The organism is Microbulbifer pacificus, assembly GCF_002959965.1.
Taxonomy (GTDB): Bacteria; Pseudomonadota; Gammaproteobacteria; order Pseudomonadales; family Cellvibrionaceae; genus Microbulbifer; species Microbulbifer pacificus_A.
Genome location: NZ_PREV01000026.1, coordinates 2,019,573 through 2,035,617, shown reverse-complemented (window position 1 = coordinate 2,035,617; position 16,045 = coordinate 2,019,573). Strand labels below are relative to the sequence as shown.

Annotated in this window: 12 protein-coding genes; all 12 read right to left on the bottom strand. The window is 58.1% G+C overall.

The window, feature by feature from the left end; genetic code table 11:
- Positions 1-17: 17 nt before the first annotated feature.
- Positions 18-1,154 (bottom strand): type VI secretion system baseplate subunit TssG, encoded by a 1,137-nt coding sequence (tssG, locus tag C3938_RS09070; RefSeq protein ID WP_105102821.1) that lies wholly within the window; start codon positions 1,152-1,154, stop codon positions 18-20.
- Positions 1,118-2,947 carry a type VI secretion system baseplate subunit TssF gene (tssF, locus tag C3938_RS09065; protein ID WP_105102820.1) on the bottom strand — a complete coding sequence of 610 codons (1,830 nt, stop codon included), beginning with the start codon at positions 2,945-2,947 and terminating at the stop codon, positions 1,118-1,120. The genes tssG and tssF overlap by 37 nt, the downstream gene beginning before the upstream one ends.
- Positions 2,947-3,423 carry a type VI secretion system baseplate subunit TssE gene (gene tssE / locus C3938_RS09060; protein WP_105102819.1) on the bottom strand — a complete coding sequence of 159 codons (477 nt, stop codon included), beginning with the start codon at positions 3,421-3,423 and terminating at the stop codon, positions 2,947-2,949. The genes tssF and tssE overlap by 1 nt, the downstream gene beginning before the upstream one ends.
- Positions 3,423-4,940, bottom strand: coding sequence for a type VI secretion system contractile sheath large subunit (gene tssC, locus C3938_RS09055; RefSeq protein WP_233998731.1), 1,518 nt, complete (start codon positions 4,938-4,940; stop codon positions 3,423-3,425). The genes tssE and tssC (C3938_RS09055) overlap by 1 nt, the downstream gene beginning before the upstream one ends.
- Positions 4,941-5,025: 85 nt before the next feature.
- The gene (gene tssC, locus C3938_RS09050) at positions 5,026-6,513 is read right to left on the bottom strand and encodes a type VI secretion system contractile sheath large subunit (protein ID WP_105102817.1); all 1,488 of its coding nucleotides are present in this window, start codon (positions 6,511-6,513) and stop codon (positions 5,026-5,028) included.
- On the bottom strand, positions 6,513-7,031 hold the full coding sequence (gene tssB, locus C3938_RS09045) for a type VI secretion system contractile sheath small subunit (RefSeq protein WP_105102816.1): 519 nt from the start codon (positions 7,029-7,031) through the stop codon (positions 6,513-6,515). Before tssB ends, tssC (C3938_RS09050) begins: the two co-directional genes overlap by 1 nt.
- A gap of 47 nt (positions 7,032-7,078) precedes the next feature.
- Complete coding sequence (tssA, locus tag C3938_RS09040; RefSeq protein WP_105102815.1) at positions 7,079-8,359, bottom strand: type VI secretion system protein TssA; 1,281 nt, start codon at positions 8,357-8,359, stop codon at positions 7,079-7,081.
- Between the two features lie 61 nt (positions 8,360-8,420).
- On the bottom strand, positions 8,421-9,233 hold the full coding sequence (locus C3938_RS09035) for a hypothetical protein (RefSeq protein ID WP_105102814.1): 813 nt from the start codon (positions 9,231-9,233) through the stop codon (positions 8,421-8,423).
- A gap of 302 nt (positions 9,234-9,535) precedes the next feature.
- Positions 9,536-10,201 (bottom strand): type VI secretion system-associated protein TagF, encoded by a 666-nt coding sequence (gene tagF, locus C3938_RS09030; protein WP_105102813.1) that lies wholly within the window; start codon positions 10,199-10,201, stop codon positions 9,536-9,538.
- A gap of 11 nt (positions 10,202-10,212) precedes the next feature.
- Positions 10,213-13,761, bottom strand: a complete 3,549-nt coding sequence (gene tssM / locus C3938_RS09025; RefSeq protein WP_105102812.1) for a type VI secretion system membrane subunit TssM — start codon at positions 13,759-13,761, stop codon at positions 10,213-10,215.
- A gap of 52 nt (positions 13,762-13,813) precedes the next feature.
- Complete coding sequence (icmH, locus tag C3938_RS09020) at positions 13,814-14,662, bottom strand: type IVB secretion system protein IcmH/DotU (protein WP_105102811.1); 849 nt, start codon at positions 14,660-14,662, stop codon at positions 13,814-13,816.
- Between the two features lie 2 nt (positions 14,663-14,664).
- Complete coding sequence (gene tssK / locus C3938_RS09015) at positions 14,665-16,002, bottom strand: type VI secretion system baseplate subunit TssK (RefSeq protein WP_105102810.1); 1,338 nt, start codon at positions 16,000-16,002, stop codon at positions 14,665-14,667.
- Positions 16,003-16,045 lie beyond the last annotated feature (43 nt).

Genomic DNA, 16,045 nt, shown 5'->3' with positions numbered 1-16,045 from the left:
AGGAAAGCGGCGATGGTTCACGCCACGGGTAGTGCTTCATCCGGCGATACACGATCCGCGCTCAGGTTGATTTCCACCCGCTCGTCGTATTGCTGGTCACTGGACATATGGGTATTCCAGCCGAGCAGTGGCTCGCATTCATTGTCCGCAGCCAGCTGCACCGGCGCGACCTGACCGGTAAACAGCGATACGGAAATCTCAAAATCCATTTCAATACCGGCAGAGAGCTGCACAAAGGATTTGAGCGCTTCCAGCTTTTCACTGCCCGGCGCGATGGTCATGTGGTCGTCGTAGGCCATCGGCTCGATAACCACGCGAAATTTGTTCTGGGCTTGAAAGCAGTGGGTACCCAGAATCGTATCCACACCGAGATGATTGTTTACCCCAAGCGGCGCATCCGGCCCGGGCAGTCGCGTAAGTACATCCTGCGGCAGCTCGTCCCAACGGCCCTGGAACTGCTCGATGGAAACCTGTAGGCCGAAATACTGCCGGATCATACTGGCGAGTGCCGCGGCGGAGCACTGCTGGCGCCCCAGGTGACCGGCCATGCCATACAATGCGTCGTCCGGCACCGGCAGGCGGTAGCGCATTTCGCTGGTGCCGAGCCCCGCGATCGAGGCCAGCGCCTGGCTGAATGCGTCCAGATCACGCGTATTGCGCAGACGCGCACTTTCGTAATTTACCGGCAACTGGTACTTATGCCAGGCGCGATAGAACAGGGATATATTCCGATGGTGGAAAATATCGAGAAAATCCTTGAGGGCCGCGTTCTTTTCTTTCAGTTCGCGATGCACCACTTCCGTCAGGTAGTAAGGCATCACACCCTGGCTACCGATCAGGCCGCCAAAGCCGATTTCCATGCTCCACTGATTTTTCGTGGCGTGATTTCGCGATGTCAGCCCGAGTACATCCGCGGCCACAAATGACAGCGAAGATTGCGCATGAAATCGCAACAGCTCACGGCCCGGTGGCGCACCACAAGCCAGAGGTTCCGTCGCGAATTGCACCTTGTCGGCAACATCGTGACTGCTCGGTGCTCTCAACAGGACCGAGCGCTCAAGCGTGCGCACCGCCTGAAAAAATTCGAAGCGGTACGGAGCCTCCTGCAGCTGCTGGATTACACTAAGGCTTTGTCGCCGGCGCGGGGCGGCCATCGCTTCAACTCTCCATCGCGACCGCTCAAGCGGGCGATCAATCGGGTAAAGGAATTTATCGAGCAATAAAGTCCGAGAAAGCGCTCGATCACACTGGCGTACAGTAGCGGGCTGGTACCTGCGAGCATCATCGAATCCAGTTCGATCGTGACTTCGGTACCACGGCACAGCACGACGCTGCTATCGACCTGGATTGGCGCGGTGATCGGGCGCGCATCCAGTTTCAGCAGCGATTCGATCAGGTTTCTGGTGCTGCCGGAATTACGGAAGTCGTACAGCCGAAAAATTTCCTTCAATACGTCGCACCCGCCACTCCCGGTGAGGGACAGATGATTGAGATTGAGATGAGAGATCAGTCGCCAGTAACCCCGCTCGCGCCGTGGGGGACGCAGTGTCGCGCCAGGCGGCACCACGCAGCTGATCCGCTTCGCCGGCGCGTCTCCGTCGACGACGGTGAGGTACGGCTGTGCATTTCCCGTGGGCAGTTTTTTGGGCAGGTTGCGATTGGTGCAGGTGATTTTCAGATCAAGCGTCTGATCATTTACCCGGTGCGGATTGAACTCCAGATCCACCAGGCTGATATCCACTTCCGACGCCGGTTCGTTGCGATGCTCTCCCTCCACGACATCACGGCGGCGCACATACCAGAACGCATTTTTGCGCATGTTGTGCTGGCTGTGCTGAATGCCATAGAAGGGCCGGTAGCGTGTCGTTTCACCGCTTGCCGCGGTGGCATTGACGTCGTCGACGGAATACACCTCAAGGCCGTCGGCGCGCCTGACATCGGGCACCACATGGTAGCTGTACTGGGTATGGGTGAGCGGTATGGGATCGGCACTCTGGGAGAACAGGTTCACCACCGGTGCGCAACCGAGAGCAAACATACCCGGCACCAACTGCTTTTCCAGTTCGTCGTGGGATTCTGAAAGGTAGAAATAAAGGTTCAGGGTATCCGCGTAATGCTCATTGATCGCATCGTTCAGCGCGGTGATGTCGATAAAGTGAAACTTTTCGGGAAAAGCAAAGTATTCCGTCAACAGACGGTAGCCCATGAATGCGGTATCCGGGTATGGAAGCAATCCCTCGTCCGGCGCCAATCCGACCTGGCGCAGTATATCCGCTTCGAGTTTCACCGGGTGCGGGTCGCCTTCACCGGTGGCGACAACCACTTTGACGCAGCGCGTGAGCAACAGGTCGTAGAGATCATAAATATGACCCGGCTGCCCACGCAGAAAAAACCGCAACGTGGAGAGATTCAGATCCGAGAAGCGCACATCACCGCTAAACGCTTTCAGCGATAACTTGAGCACTGCATTCGCACCTTGTACTTCATTGCAGGCGGGTGCGATGAAGGGGCGCGGCATGAGACTTGCGGTCTCGACCGCGAATGGACAGATGTCCACAGGGTAGCGGCTGGTAAAGCGGCAGGTCTGCCCCTGAAAACTTTCACTTTCCAGCAACGTGTCTGCCGGAATATTGACGATGCTGTCCAGGTCCTGCTCCGGCTCAAATTGCACGACGGCACAGGACGGAATTGGACGCAGATAGTGCGGGTACAGGGTTTCCAGCATCGCGTCGGTGAGTTCCGGAAAGTCATCGTTCAGCTTCTGCTGGACCCGCGCGTTCATGTAGGCGAATCCGGACAGCAGGCGGCCGACCAATGGATCGTCCACCGTATCGGTATCCAGCTGCAGGCGCGACGCCGCCGCGGGGTGCATGCGGGCAAACTCTCCCGCCGTCTGCTGAACGAACGCAAGTTCCCGCTCATACAGATCAATCAGCTTTTCACTCACTACCTGACCTCCGATACATTGACCAGTTGGGTAACCGGATTGAGTGCCGAGTCAAACACAATGACCTCCGCGGCGGGATTGACGTGCAGTACGGCTTCCACCCGAAAGCGGATGCTGGGATATTCCACATCGACATTCTGCTGAGTAGTGACTTTCACCGAGCGTATGCGTGGCTCGAAATTCATGATGGTTCGCTCGATTTCCCGGCAAAACTTCCTGCGACTCTCTCCGGAAGTGAGATTGATGGTCGACAGGTCCGGCAAGCCGAAATTGATATTGGAACTCTCGAGGTGGTGATGCTCTTCCGGTGGCGACACGCAGCAATAGCGGGTATTGAACAGATATTCGAGGTCCCGCCGCACCCCCTCGCGCAGCTGACGCAAGACCTGATGGGGGCGGTGCAGGTCCATGTCTGCGGAAGACGCCAGCAGCCTGTCCAGTAGTGGCGCCAGCAGGCGCTTTTCCCCGCCCTTCATTAACTCACTGTCCCCACGCCGATCTGCGACAGCGCGGTGGTGAGTTTCAGCTCAGACACCAGGTGATCCACCGTGTAGTGGGTTTTCAGATGGATGACACTCTGGTAGCTCCCGGGTTTGCCGGGCTCATTCATCACCCGCACGCGCGCCTCGCGCAGCGGATAACGCGCGAGCATTTCCCAGGAGAGATCCTCGCGCCCGGTGGTGTAGGCATCCATCCACTGCTGCAGCTGGCGTTCACAGTCCGCGGCGTTCATATAGGCACCCACCTTGTCGCGGATCATGACCTTGATGTAATGCGCAAAACGCGAAGCGCAGAGAATCTGTTGCAACATGCTGCTGATACGCGCGTTGGCGGTGGCGGATTTGGACGAGTAGACCTTTGGCCGCTGCAGCGAGGGCGCACTGTTGAAGGCACTGTACGGTGCATCGTAACAGTGGCACAGGCAGGTGAACCCGAGTTCACTGAGCTCCCGCTCGGCGAAATCGGTGACCAGAATGGAAGTGGACATCTTGATCAGCCCAACGTCACTGTCGACACCGTAGCCGACGGTGGGCAAGCGGGTTACCAGACCGCCACCGAGGTGGTCACGCGCGACGCCGCGAATGTGTGAAAACCAGCCCACCTCGTCAAATTCCCGGATCAGCACACTGCCCATGGCAAAAACCGCATTTCCCCACAGATACTTGCGGCTGTGGGTCGCGCTGACATCTTCACAGAATCGCAGGCCGCGAAAGGCGGAAAAGCCCGTGACATACGGTTCACGCAACAGCACTTGCGGCAGGGTGATGGCGAGAAAGCGGCTGTCTTCCAGATCTCGCAGACTGTTCCAGCGGATGTACTGTTTCTGGCGGAAGACTTCGGCAAAATCGATGGGTTTGGCGAGATCATCGAAGCTGTCCACGCCGAACAGCTGCGGCGTGGCGGCGCACAGAAACGGGGCAAATGCTGCCGCCGCAGTGTGCGCGATACCCTGGAGGGTGAAGACGTCGTCGTGGGGATGCCCTTCAAACGGTTGGTGCGCAACGTAATAGTCACCAATCAACAAACCAAATGGTTCGCCGCCCGGGGTACCAAACTCCTCGTTGTACACAAGATGAAAGAAGCCCGACTGGTCGAAGTCCGGTGCCCGCTCTATATCACGGGACAGGTCTTTCCAGCTGACATCCAACAATTTGATCTTGATGTTGTCTGCACTGGGTGTCTGGTGGACCAGCAGAGAGAGTCCACGCCAACTCGCCTCCAGCCGCTGGAAGCGCGGGTGGTGCAGAATACTGTTCAACTGCCCCGAGATCAGTTCATCGAGTTCCGCAACAACCCGGTTGAGCCACTGACGCACACTGAACTGCTCCGGTTGCCTGCAGGCACACAGTTCGCGCAACCAGTATTCGAACGCAAACAGATCGTCCGGCTCGTCGAGAAACTTGCGCAACGGATCCCTGTTGCCCTGCAACAATGCGGCAGCCAGCAGCGATTCCACTTTACCGGAATATATGGCGTGCGATGTGGAAGGCAAGACGGGTGCTCCCGGAGCGATGGAAGAGGTCATGGTTATTGTTAAAAAGTCCGTGGGGCCGCCACGATGAGCGGCCCCACACGCGTTATCCCGCGGTCGGGATATTGGCAACCATGCGCATGGAAGTAGTGAGTTCTTCCATTTGCAACCACGGCTTCAGATAGGCCACGGCGCTGTAACAACCGGGTTGTCCCGGGATTTCCTTCACTTCCACCTTGGCTTCCGCCAGCGGGTATTTCGCTTTCATTTCCGGGCTGGCGTCGGGGTTGGAGTTGGTGTACTGGGAAATCCAGCTGTTCAGCCAGCGTTCGCAGTCACCGGCTTCCATAAACGACCCCACCTTGTCGCGCGCCATGACTTTCAGGTAATGGGCGATGCGGGATGTGGCCATCAGGTAGGGCAGGCGCGCGGAAATCGCTGCGTTTGCGGTCGCATCCGGGTTGTCAAATACCTTCGCTTTCTGGGCGCTCTGGGAACCGAAGAAGACAGAGTAATCCGTGTTTTTGTAGTGGCACAGCGGCAGGAATCCCTGGGCGCTCAGCTCCGCTTCGCGGCGGTCGGTAATACCGATTTCCGTCGGACACTTCTGGTCCAGATCGCCGTCGTCGCTCTTGAACAGGTGAGTCGGCAGCCCCTCCACCTTACCGCCACCCTCGGCGCCGCGAATGGCGGTGCACCAGGAGTTTTCGGCAAAAGCGCGGGTCATGGTAGTCCCCATGACATAGGCCGCATTCATCCAGCAGTACTGGTCGTGCTCGGCGGGTTTGGAAATGCCGGACTCATCCACGTCAAACTCTTCGTAGTTGAAAGACTCCACCGGCTTGGTGTTTGCGCCGTACGGTGTGCGCGCTAGGGTGCGCGGCATGACCAGAGTCACGAAGCGGGAATCTTCGCTGTCGCGGAAACTGCGCCACTTGATGTACTCACCGGATTCAAAAATCCCACCGAGATCACGCGGCTTGGAAAGCTCGGTAAAGTCACTGAAACCGAACATGCCGGCGCCGGCGGCGGAGACAAACGGGCAGAAACCCGCCGCCGCGACGTTGGACATTTTGCTCAGCAGCTCGATGTCTTCCGGGTGGCTGGTAAATTCGAAGTCACCGATCATGCAGCCGAAAGGCTCACCACCGGCACTGCCGAATTCCTCTTCGTAGATTTTCTTGAAGGTCTGGCTCTGATCGAATTCCACCGCCTTGTCCAGATCCCGGAAGAGTTCCCGCTTGCTGATGTTCATCATGCGGATTTTCAGGGTGGCGCTGGTTTCACTGTTCATCACCAGGTGGTTGAGGCCACGCCAGGAGCCTTCCAGCTTCTGGAATTTTTCATCGTGCATGATGGCCGCCAGTTGTCTGGACATAGCCTGATCGATGGCCTTGACGGCTTTGCTGATGGTCTGGGTCAGGTTGCGATCCCAGGTTACCGTGCCTTTCAGTACCTGCTGCGTCAGGTTGGCAATCAGGTCCTGCGCCTCTTCGCGCTGGGTCTGCTTGGTCGCGGAAATCGCCTGCTCAAGCAGGCTGACAGATTGCTCTTCCGTGACCTGTTCCGCGACGTTCTCAACTTCGGTGCTCATTACGCGTCCTCTCCCTTGTCTTCCCCAAGGCCCAGCTGCTCGGAAATGGCGCTGACGTTTTCCGTGCTCTTCAGAATGTCTTCCAGTACTTTTTCCAGCTCCTCGGAGCGGTCGGCTTTGCTCAGGAGGTCGCGCAGTTTGCTGCGCGCTTCAAGCAACTGCTTGAGAGGTTCCACCTGCTCGACGATCTGCTCGGGCGAGAAATCGTCCATGTGGTTGAAGTCGAGATTGACCGCCATTTTGCTGCCGTCACCGGCCAGGGTATTTTCCACCTGAAGCCCCAGTTTCGGATTTACCTTCGCCATCACATCGTTGAAATTGTCGCGATCAATCTGTACGAACTTGCGCTCTTTTAATGCCTTGCGGTTCTCGGTGTTATCACCGGAGTAATCGCCCATTACCCCGGTGACAAACGGCAGCTCCTTCTTGACTTCGGCACCGTTGGTTTCAACGTCGTAGGTGATGTGTACGCGCGGTTTGCGTACACGCTTCAGTTTGTTGTGAATACTCTCGGACATCAGGGTCTCCTTTCCTCAATTCAGGAATCGTGGTGATTACTCTGGTTTTACCAACCGGATTCTGTGGTTTCCGATTGTGGCTGCGCGCCCCAGCCGCTGTCGGAGGCGGGCGCCTCACCGGTGCTTACCGCTTCAGGATTGCCGGCGGGCGCAGCACTGCTTTGCGTTGCCGGAGGCGCGACATAACGTTGACTGTCCGAGCCATCGAGGCGCACACCGGTCAACTGTGAATAGATAGCCCGCGAGGTGTCATCGGGCAGAAGCTCCGTCATCAGCTCGGCGACGGTCATGCGCCCCCAGCCGACAAGACGCTCCAGACCCGGAGCAAGCGGGGTGTGTGGCTCATAAGTGCGGAAATACTTGGCCACCTTCTCCAGCAATATCAGTGCGTCTTCACGGCTGTTGATCGCGCCGTTGGGAACACTGACGACCTGGGAGGCCACTGCCGTCGCGCCATTGGCAACGGCCTGGGCGGAAGCGGATTCATCGCTCTGTGCCGCCGCCGTTTCAATGGCGCTCAGCGCTTCCAGATGAGATTGGTAGACAAACCGGGTGGTGCGAAGCACTTCATCGAGAAGCCCGGTGATGCTCGAATAGGGTGGCGCATCCTGGCCGCAGCTTGCGCGCAGACGCTCATTGATGGCTTTGTAGCTGGTGAGCGCCTGTTCGATGGTTTCCACCAGATCCATCGCCCACTGCGCACTTGCGGATTGTACGCATTGCTCGATGTCATCCAGGCTGTAGCCGAGGGTTTCGATGCGCGCGGCCTTTGCATCCGGATCAGAGAGTTTGTCGGCATCGCGGGCCTGCTGGTAGTGAACAAAGGCAAAACCGCCGAAATCGCCTTCCGGGGTTATATCCGCGTTGCGGATTGGCAGCAGCAATGTGCCGTCGACGCCGTCGCCATTGAGCCCGGTAAGCGGCGCGACTTTGGTTTCAAGACCGTCTTCATCGGGCTCGGGATACAGGTTTTCCCAGTAGCCATCGATCATGCCTTCGATCAGCTGGAAACCATCGCGCAGGCCGGCAAAGCCATGCAGGCGGATAAGCGCCTCGGTATACCAGCTGGCAACCTCAAGATCCTTGCTTTTCCCTTTAAGAATTTTTTCGGCGGTCTTTGCAACGTCCCGCCAGGGCGCCAGCAGATCGATATCGCTGTCGTCAAACCTCGCGGAGCGTTCCGCGGCGCGCGCGCTGTTGCGGGCATCCTTGATGGTGTAATAGTCGGACGTCGGGGAGCGATCGGAACGGATATCTTCACCCTGAGGAAGGTCCCCGGCGATATCCTGCAAAAGCGCACCCAGATCAGTGACATTGGCCAGTGCCATGAGAATTCCCTTTCAAGTTTGGCAGCCACACGCTGCTCTCATTTTTCTTGGACACGGCCGGTCAGGCCATGGACAAAGTTCCGTGTCGCGCGACCCGATGTCCTGCTTCATTGGCTGGCGCGGCCAAAAACTCTGAGCGAAAGCTCAGTACGATGCGATCAAAATCCTTTCTGCAGCGCCCGAAGTCTCTGGCTTCACACCACAAAAACAGCGTGTAGATCCGCTCATCACATTCAATACACACCACGAGGTACTGCACCGGCAGGCCGTCAATATACGCGCTGATCTCACCGAAACAGGCGGGAAAATCACCCTCTTCCAGCGGTGTGGCCGGTATCAGAATTTCACTGTCTTGCAACTTCGCCGCACACTGTTTGAGTTGTGCGCCACAGTAGGCGCCGATGGTGGATGCCGCAGGCAGATCCAGCAGATTCTGGGAAAGCACCACCAGAAACTGATTCTCGCGCAGGTTACCCGACTGCATCACGGCACTACCGTTGAGATCGGTAAGTGCTTGCCATCCTGCGGGCACCTCGATTGAGCAGCGCGCCTCTTCACAAAACAACCGCTGCTTCTCCGTCTCATCCGCCGCAGGTCCACCCACACCGGGAAAATGCTGTTCACCATCAAACAGCAAATGGCCGTCACAGATCAGTTCGCTGCGCCAGCCCGCCTGCCAGAACGCCTGGACCAGACGCTCCCCCTCTATCATCTGTTTGCAGCATTTCACCACCGGACGCGAGTACGTCAGCAGCTTTTTTATCTGATCAAAATCAAGACTCAGGCGTTTTGCCAACTGGCTGATTCCTTCACGGCGGCTGAAGCCATCGCGAAGCGAACCGGTAAAAATCACCTGATAAGTACTGGCAGACATTCCATTCCCCCGCATGTCTTACAGCGGATAATCGCCGCAAGCCTCCTCCCTGAAATTGCCGATTGTTTTCTATCACTTCCGATATTCGCCAAACCTGTGGCAATCACTGAAATCAAAAAAACCAACGACAACAATCTGCAATACATAACCGGCACGACCGTACCTGTTATGCAAAAATCACTGCATCATTTTATCGAAATCCATTTCTCATTGAACACCGATTTGAAATTCTCTACAGGTAAATCCGGTTTTTTATTGGTACAAAAATACCAACTAACGCAAACGGCAATTCGAGATATCGTTCACCAATGAAATTTCGGTGCGCCCAGCATGCAGCCATATTCCGATGGATCGGGAAGGCCTGCGCTCAACATGGTTTTTGGTGCAAGAAACTGAGAACCTGAACACCACCACAAACTGAAGCTAGGGTGTCGCTCTCGGTACAGATATTCCAGCAGTGCCGGATAGCTGCCGGCGATGCTGGGCTCGCCGCACACCTTCACAAGCGAATCATCGTTTTCTACTTCTGTGTTTTTTTGTGCCAGCGCGGGAAACGGCGGAAACAGTTCCAGCAACTGGTCCGCCAGCAGCGCGTTCTGCAATGCATTGATCGCGAGCTCGGAGAGCTCGCTGTACCACGCCTCGGCCCTCACCTGCACATCAAACAGATTACTTCCCGCAGGCAGCGGCACCGCCATGGTCACCGGGAAATAACGCCCTACACTGTCGACACTCGGCACCAGCACTCCCGCCCAAGCCTGCTGATTCAGCACACCGGCAGACAGAGCAAACCGCCAGATAGGGCTGGTCAGGTAATACTCCAGCCAGCGCTCTCCCACCAATTCTCTCGAACCGTACACCGCGCGCTGCAGCCATTCGTCCCAGGGGGTGACAAAACTTCCCGGCAAATCCCTCTGAACAAAATCACCGTGACCCGGCAATTTCCCGAATAATCCTTTCTGCATCATGGCCACTGCGCTCAAAGTACCTGGGGACAACGGTAGCCTGCCAGCAGGGTCTGATCGAACGGATTGTTGACCCCGCTTGCCGACAGACGGAACTGCGCCTCGCGCCCGGACTCGCGGAAGGTCACCAGATACTCATTGCTGCTGCGCCCACGCTCGACGTCGGAATTGAGCAACAGACGATACCAGGCCCAGTCGCCCTCGAAGTGCTGGCGGTGTACCGTTTCGTTAAGGTCTTCAAAAATGATGCGCACACGATTGGACTCGCCGCCTTTCCAGTCCAGTTTGCTGCTGGTGCGCGGACCGTGAGAGTAAGGCACACGCTGCCCACCCAGTTCCAATGCAAACAGGCGCACACCGGAATCCAGTTTTGTCGGTTCGATACGGAACTGGTAACCCGCTTGCTCCCCTGCACTGAACAGGGTTTTGCGAATGCGTTCGGCCCGCTGCATTTGCGTGAGGGCGCCGGAGGAAATTCCGATGCTCTGGCCTTCCAGCGATTTCACTTTCCAGCTGCGGGTATCCACGAATGGTTGCAGGTACTGCTGAACGAACTGCTGCTCTACGCCACCGGGTTTGAAAAAGCTGTTGAACTCCAGCACCGGGGCATCGAGGTCGACACCGGTACGCAGCGGGAAGCGATCGGCAAGACTGCGGCTGTATACGCTGTACACCTGTTCGCGCCAGGCCTTGTCCACGTGGCGCTTGGCTTTTGCCATCACCAGTGACCAGGTGCCATCGGCAACTTCTTCCAACCATTGGTCGAAGGGCGCGGGCGCGTTAGCGGCCTTTATCCGCAATTGCTTGATCGCGTCACTGGCACCATTGAATCGCGCTTTGGCTTTGCCGAACGCCGCTTCATCCGGATTGACGCCACTGTCGATTTCCGCGAGATATTCCTGAACCTGATTGATGCTGGTCAGGTACTCCTGAATACGTGCAGGACGACCTTTTTCACTGCGGGTCAGGCGTTGCAGTTCTTCAAAGCGCAGATCCACCACGGTGGGCTGGAATTGTTCCGCCAGTGCACCCGCCGCGCTGCTGACGGCGGCCGCGCCCAGTCGGCGGGTGTTGCTCGACACCGGCAGGGCGACACCACTTGCGTCCGCCGGCAGTTCCGGCCGTGCGGTAAGCGCCGTGTTGTCCGCGGTAATTTCCGTGATGGCCAGTAGCGGCGAATACACCGGGTCGGAAAGTTTCGCCAACACATCCAGGGCCTGTGCCGTGGACTGGAAGCCGCGAATGGAAAATCCACCCAGGAACTGCTGCCAGCGCTGCTGGTATTCACTGAGATAAATCCGTTTTACCTCCTCGCCGAGCTTCTCGCGATCCTCGCGGCTGAAGTCTTCTCCACTCAGTTCACCACCGTAAATCCAGCGCTCCTCCGCCAACTGATCCAGCATTGGCGAGTCCGCGCCGAATTCCATGTCCTTGTAGCCGGCCTTGGTGTACAGGTAGGGAATATGAAAGCGGCTGTCCGCGGGATCGACACCAAACAGCTGTGCGGTGTCACCACCCACTTCACCGTAAAGGTCGATTTGAGTGGAGCCAAACTCGCTGCGCTGCATCTGTGCATACAGGCGCTGCGGCACCGGAATACGGCGCAACTGCTGGCGCGCACTTGCCACCACGCGCTCATTCGGCTGCAGATTTTCCGGCAGCGGTTCATCAAACAGTCGCTGCATGTGTGCAAGCAGCTGCGCCTGCTTCGCCGCTTCACCGGACAGCTGGCGCGACCAGCCAGCACTGAAGTACTCCGAGAGAACCGCAAGATCGCGCTTGTCCGGCGTAAAGAACATCAGGTAAGTCTTGAGAGTGTGGGTCAGCGCGGGATCATTGCTGTCGAGCCGGGACAGATCGGCTTCCACCATGTGCAACAGGGCCGGCAGGAACGTCTGCCGCAATTGCTCGCGATAAAGTGCATCCGCCGCTGCATCCACACGGTCATCGTAAAGCCCAAGATTATTGAGCCATGGGTGTTCTTCTTTCTGATAAACCCGGGATGCGGCAAACAGCGGATCCAGCATGCGCAGGCTGTCCTGCGGTGTCAGCCTGCGCGTGCCGATCTCCGTGCGCACGCGCTCGAATTCCGCGACATTGTCGCGCACCTCCCCCATATACAATTTGTTCTGCGCAAGGCTGCCGGTCCACAGGAACAGCGCACCGACAACCACCACGGCGGAGGTGGTATAGATCGCACCGCGAAGCCAGCGCGTGGCATTTTCCAGCTTGCGGTTGACCCCTACCAGATCCGCCTCGGGAAAAATGACGTCTTTCAGCAGGCGGTGCAGGAAATAGCTTTTTCCCACACCCTGGAATTTCGGTGCCACGTCTCGCTCGAGCCCGAAGTCAGCGCTCACCGTGGCCATCATGCGGTCGATGGGACTGCCTTCCTGGGTGCCGCTGGTGAAATACACACCGCGCACCATGGGCACCGTGTCGTAGCGATTGGGGCTGAAGGTCTGTTTGACGAAATCACACAGTACCGCCAGCAATCCATCCATGCGCGCCGGGAATCCCTGCAGCAGCGCGCGTTTCTCCACATGACGTTCCTGATGCACCCGCCACAACACACGCTGGTTGAGACGCTCGATCAGACCGCGGAACTCCCGCGCGAAGTCGTCAATCGGCGCACCGGCGGCGGCACTGGCTTCTTCGGGAAAACTCACCCCCCACACCTGTTCGCGCTCCGCCTGTGACAGGTTGTCGAAGAACTCGCTGAAACCCGCTACCAGATCGCATTTGGTAAAGGTGAGATAAATCGGGAAGCGGATACCCAGCTGCTGTTGCAGTTCATTGATGCGTGCGCGAATGGTCTTGGCCTGGTGCACCCGCTGCTCCGCGGTCTGTACCATCAGGTCCTGCAGGCTGATGGCCACCAGCACCCCGTTAATCGGGCGGCGGCGACGATAGCGTTGCAGCAGGTTCAGGAAGGCCCTCCAGGCGCTGTTGTCGTAGACGCGGTGACTGTCCTGGGTGGTATAGCGGCCGGCGGTATCAATCAGCACCGCGTCATTGGTAAACCACCAGTCGCAGTTGCGGGTGCCGCCGACGCCGCCGAGCGCTTCCTTGCCGTGGCTCTGGGCGAGCGGAAATTCCAGACCGGAATTGACCAGTGCGGTGGTTTTCCCGGAACCGGGCGGGCCGATGATGATGTACCAGGGCAACTGGTACAGGGAGACTTTGCCTCTGTGGGACTTGAAGCGTGCCTTGCGCAGCACCTGCATGGCATCGCGAAAGCGTTCAGACAGGGCCGCGAGTTCTTCCTGACTGCGCTCCTGGTCCGGGTCCTGCTCCTCTTCCTTTGAGGCTTCGATACTCTCGATACTTCCGATCAGCGCCTGGTTCTGGCGCCGCTCCACCAGCCACTGGCTCAGGTTCCATACCAGCCAGATGGCAAACAGGAAGACGATGATGGTAGTCCGCACACCACTGGATAATGTGGCGTTGTCGCTGCCGAATTTGATGTAGTCGGCACCGAACCAAATCAGCAGTGACAGGGCGGTAATACCGATCAGCCCGAGTACCCATTTACTGGCAAAAAAATTGGCCAAGCGTTTCATGTAATGCTCCAGATCCCGACGCGGTTGCGGCCGGGGCAATCAATGTCCGCGCTCAGCGCGGCGCGGCGAGAATTCCCTGGTCTTTTTCCGTCAGCGCGCGGATCTCCGTCGCCACCGGTGTCGCACTCTGATACAGCCACCAGCGGTAGCCGCTGAAGGTGGCCGCGAGTACCCCGAGCACCACGCTCGCGATCACCCACAGGGGGATGTACTGGATCAGGCGTGTTTTGCGTTCCACACAGCCTTTCCAGCGCGGGGACAGATCCCGCTCCATCGCCGGGCGATGACTCTCGATGGTGCGATAGAGATTTTCGCGGATCTGTTCCAGCTGTTCATGACCGCGCTGCACCAGCCGGTACTTGCCCTGGAAACCGAGGCTCAGACACAGATAAAACAATTCCAGCAACTGCAGGTGGGAGCCGGGTGTCTCCAGAGTACGCTGCAGTATCAGGAAGCATTTTTCGCCGCCGAACGTCTCCTTGTGAAACAGGCTCAGCAGCGAATGCTGGCTCCACCCACTGGCGGCACCCCAGGGGGTGGAAAGCACAATTTCATCCACCACACTGCACAGCAGATAGCGCGCGGTGAGCACGGTTTCCGGTGCCAGTGATAACTGCTTGGCCTCGCGCTCGAAATTCTGGATTTCCCGCGTGAGACGTTTGTGCAGGTCCGGCACATTGCTGTGGTTCATGGTGGTCCGCAGTTTGACGATTGCACCCAGCAGTTTCGATGCCGCCGAGATCAGCGGGTTCAGGCTGTTGCGGATACGCAGGTCGGCGGCGCCGTCGCCGGCGGGCATACCCTGGGGCGGTGGTTGCGGCGTGCGCGCGGCGGCGCCCGGTGTCGGGATCATGATGGTGCGGTCGCCGGCATTCAGTGGCGTATAGGCATCGTTGCTCATCGTCAGTTATTCCTGATTGCCCAGAGTTCCATGTTCAGCCCGGGAAACTCCGCGCCGAGATGCACCGCGAAACCACCGGAGCGCTGCATCGCCTGCCACAGCTCCCCGGTGCGCTCGATTTCAAAATAGGTAAAGCCGGCGTGGTAGGGAATCTGCCGCGGTGCCACCGGCAGCGCACGGATGGACAGCCCCGGCAACTGTGCGGAAATGAGTTCGCGGATCGCTTCCACGGGCGCTACCTTGGCCTGGCCGGGGAAGCGGCTGCGCAGCAGGTCGCCGGGCATATCCGCCTTGGCCGCCATGATAAAACTTGCGGTTTTCACCAGCGACGGATCGGTAATCGGGGCGACATAAATTCCAAACTTGCGCTGAACCAGTTCCATCGGTATCGCAGTCTGCTCGAGCACCGTGGACAGCGACTGGCGCAGCGCAGAGAAAAGCCCGGCGTAACTCTGTTGCAGATTTTCGTGTGCGTAGCGGGGAATTTCCGGCGGCCGCTTGTTGGCCGAGGTAAACGTCGACAGTTCGCCGGCAAGCTGCAGCAACTCCAGGAACAGGCTGTGCGGGTGCAGGCGTGGCTGCGCGGTAATCTGTTTCAGCAGCGGCTCAAAACGGTTGATGACCTGCAGCAACAGATAATCGGCAATTTCCGCCGAACCGCTGCGGCCGCTGTCGCTGAGACGGTGGCCGAGTGCGCTGCCGCGATGATCCAGCAACCCCCTGACTTCTTCGATGTAGGCCCTGAGGACCGAGGAGGCTTCGGCATTCAGCAGTGGCGGGATAAATTCTGCATCCAGTTCCACCGGTTTTTCCGGTTGACGCTCGCGAATACGCGCAATGCCAATAGCAGCGTAGCCACTTCGATCATCGCTGCCGAGCTTGAGGCAGGTGCGCAATTTTCCAATCTGGATTCTCGCCGCCTCACCGGAGGTGGACGCGCTGTTGCGCGCATCAAAGTTACTGGCCTGGTAGCGCGCCTGAGGAAAATCCTCCTGATCCCGTACCGACTCCTGATTGCCCGGGCGTTTCATGGGTATGCACAGGTAAACCACTTCATCGCGGGTATTGACCGGTACATCCAGCACGTTGGGCAGCTGCTCGTGTTCCGGCGCCAGCATCGGTGTTCCATCCGGAAAAATCCCACTCACACGCGACAGTGAAATTTTGCCCATCGCCAGTGGTTCGCTGTCGATCGCGAGCTCCAGAAGTCCCCAGGTATAGGGACCGAGACCGCCAACCCTCGCCTCCACCAGCTGTTCCAGATAGCGGTCCTGCTGCTGGAAGTGCTGGGGTCGCAGGAACATGCCCTCACTCCAGATAACCTTGTTGTTCGCCGACATACGCTGTCCTTGTTGCGGCGCCAGGCAATTGCCTTGCGAATTT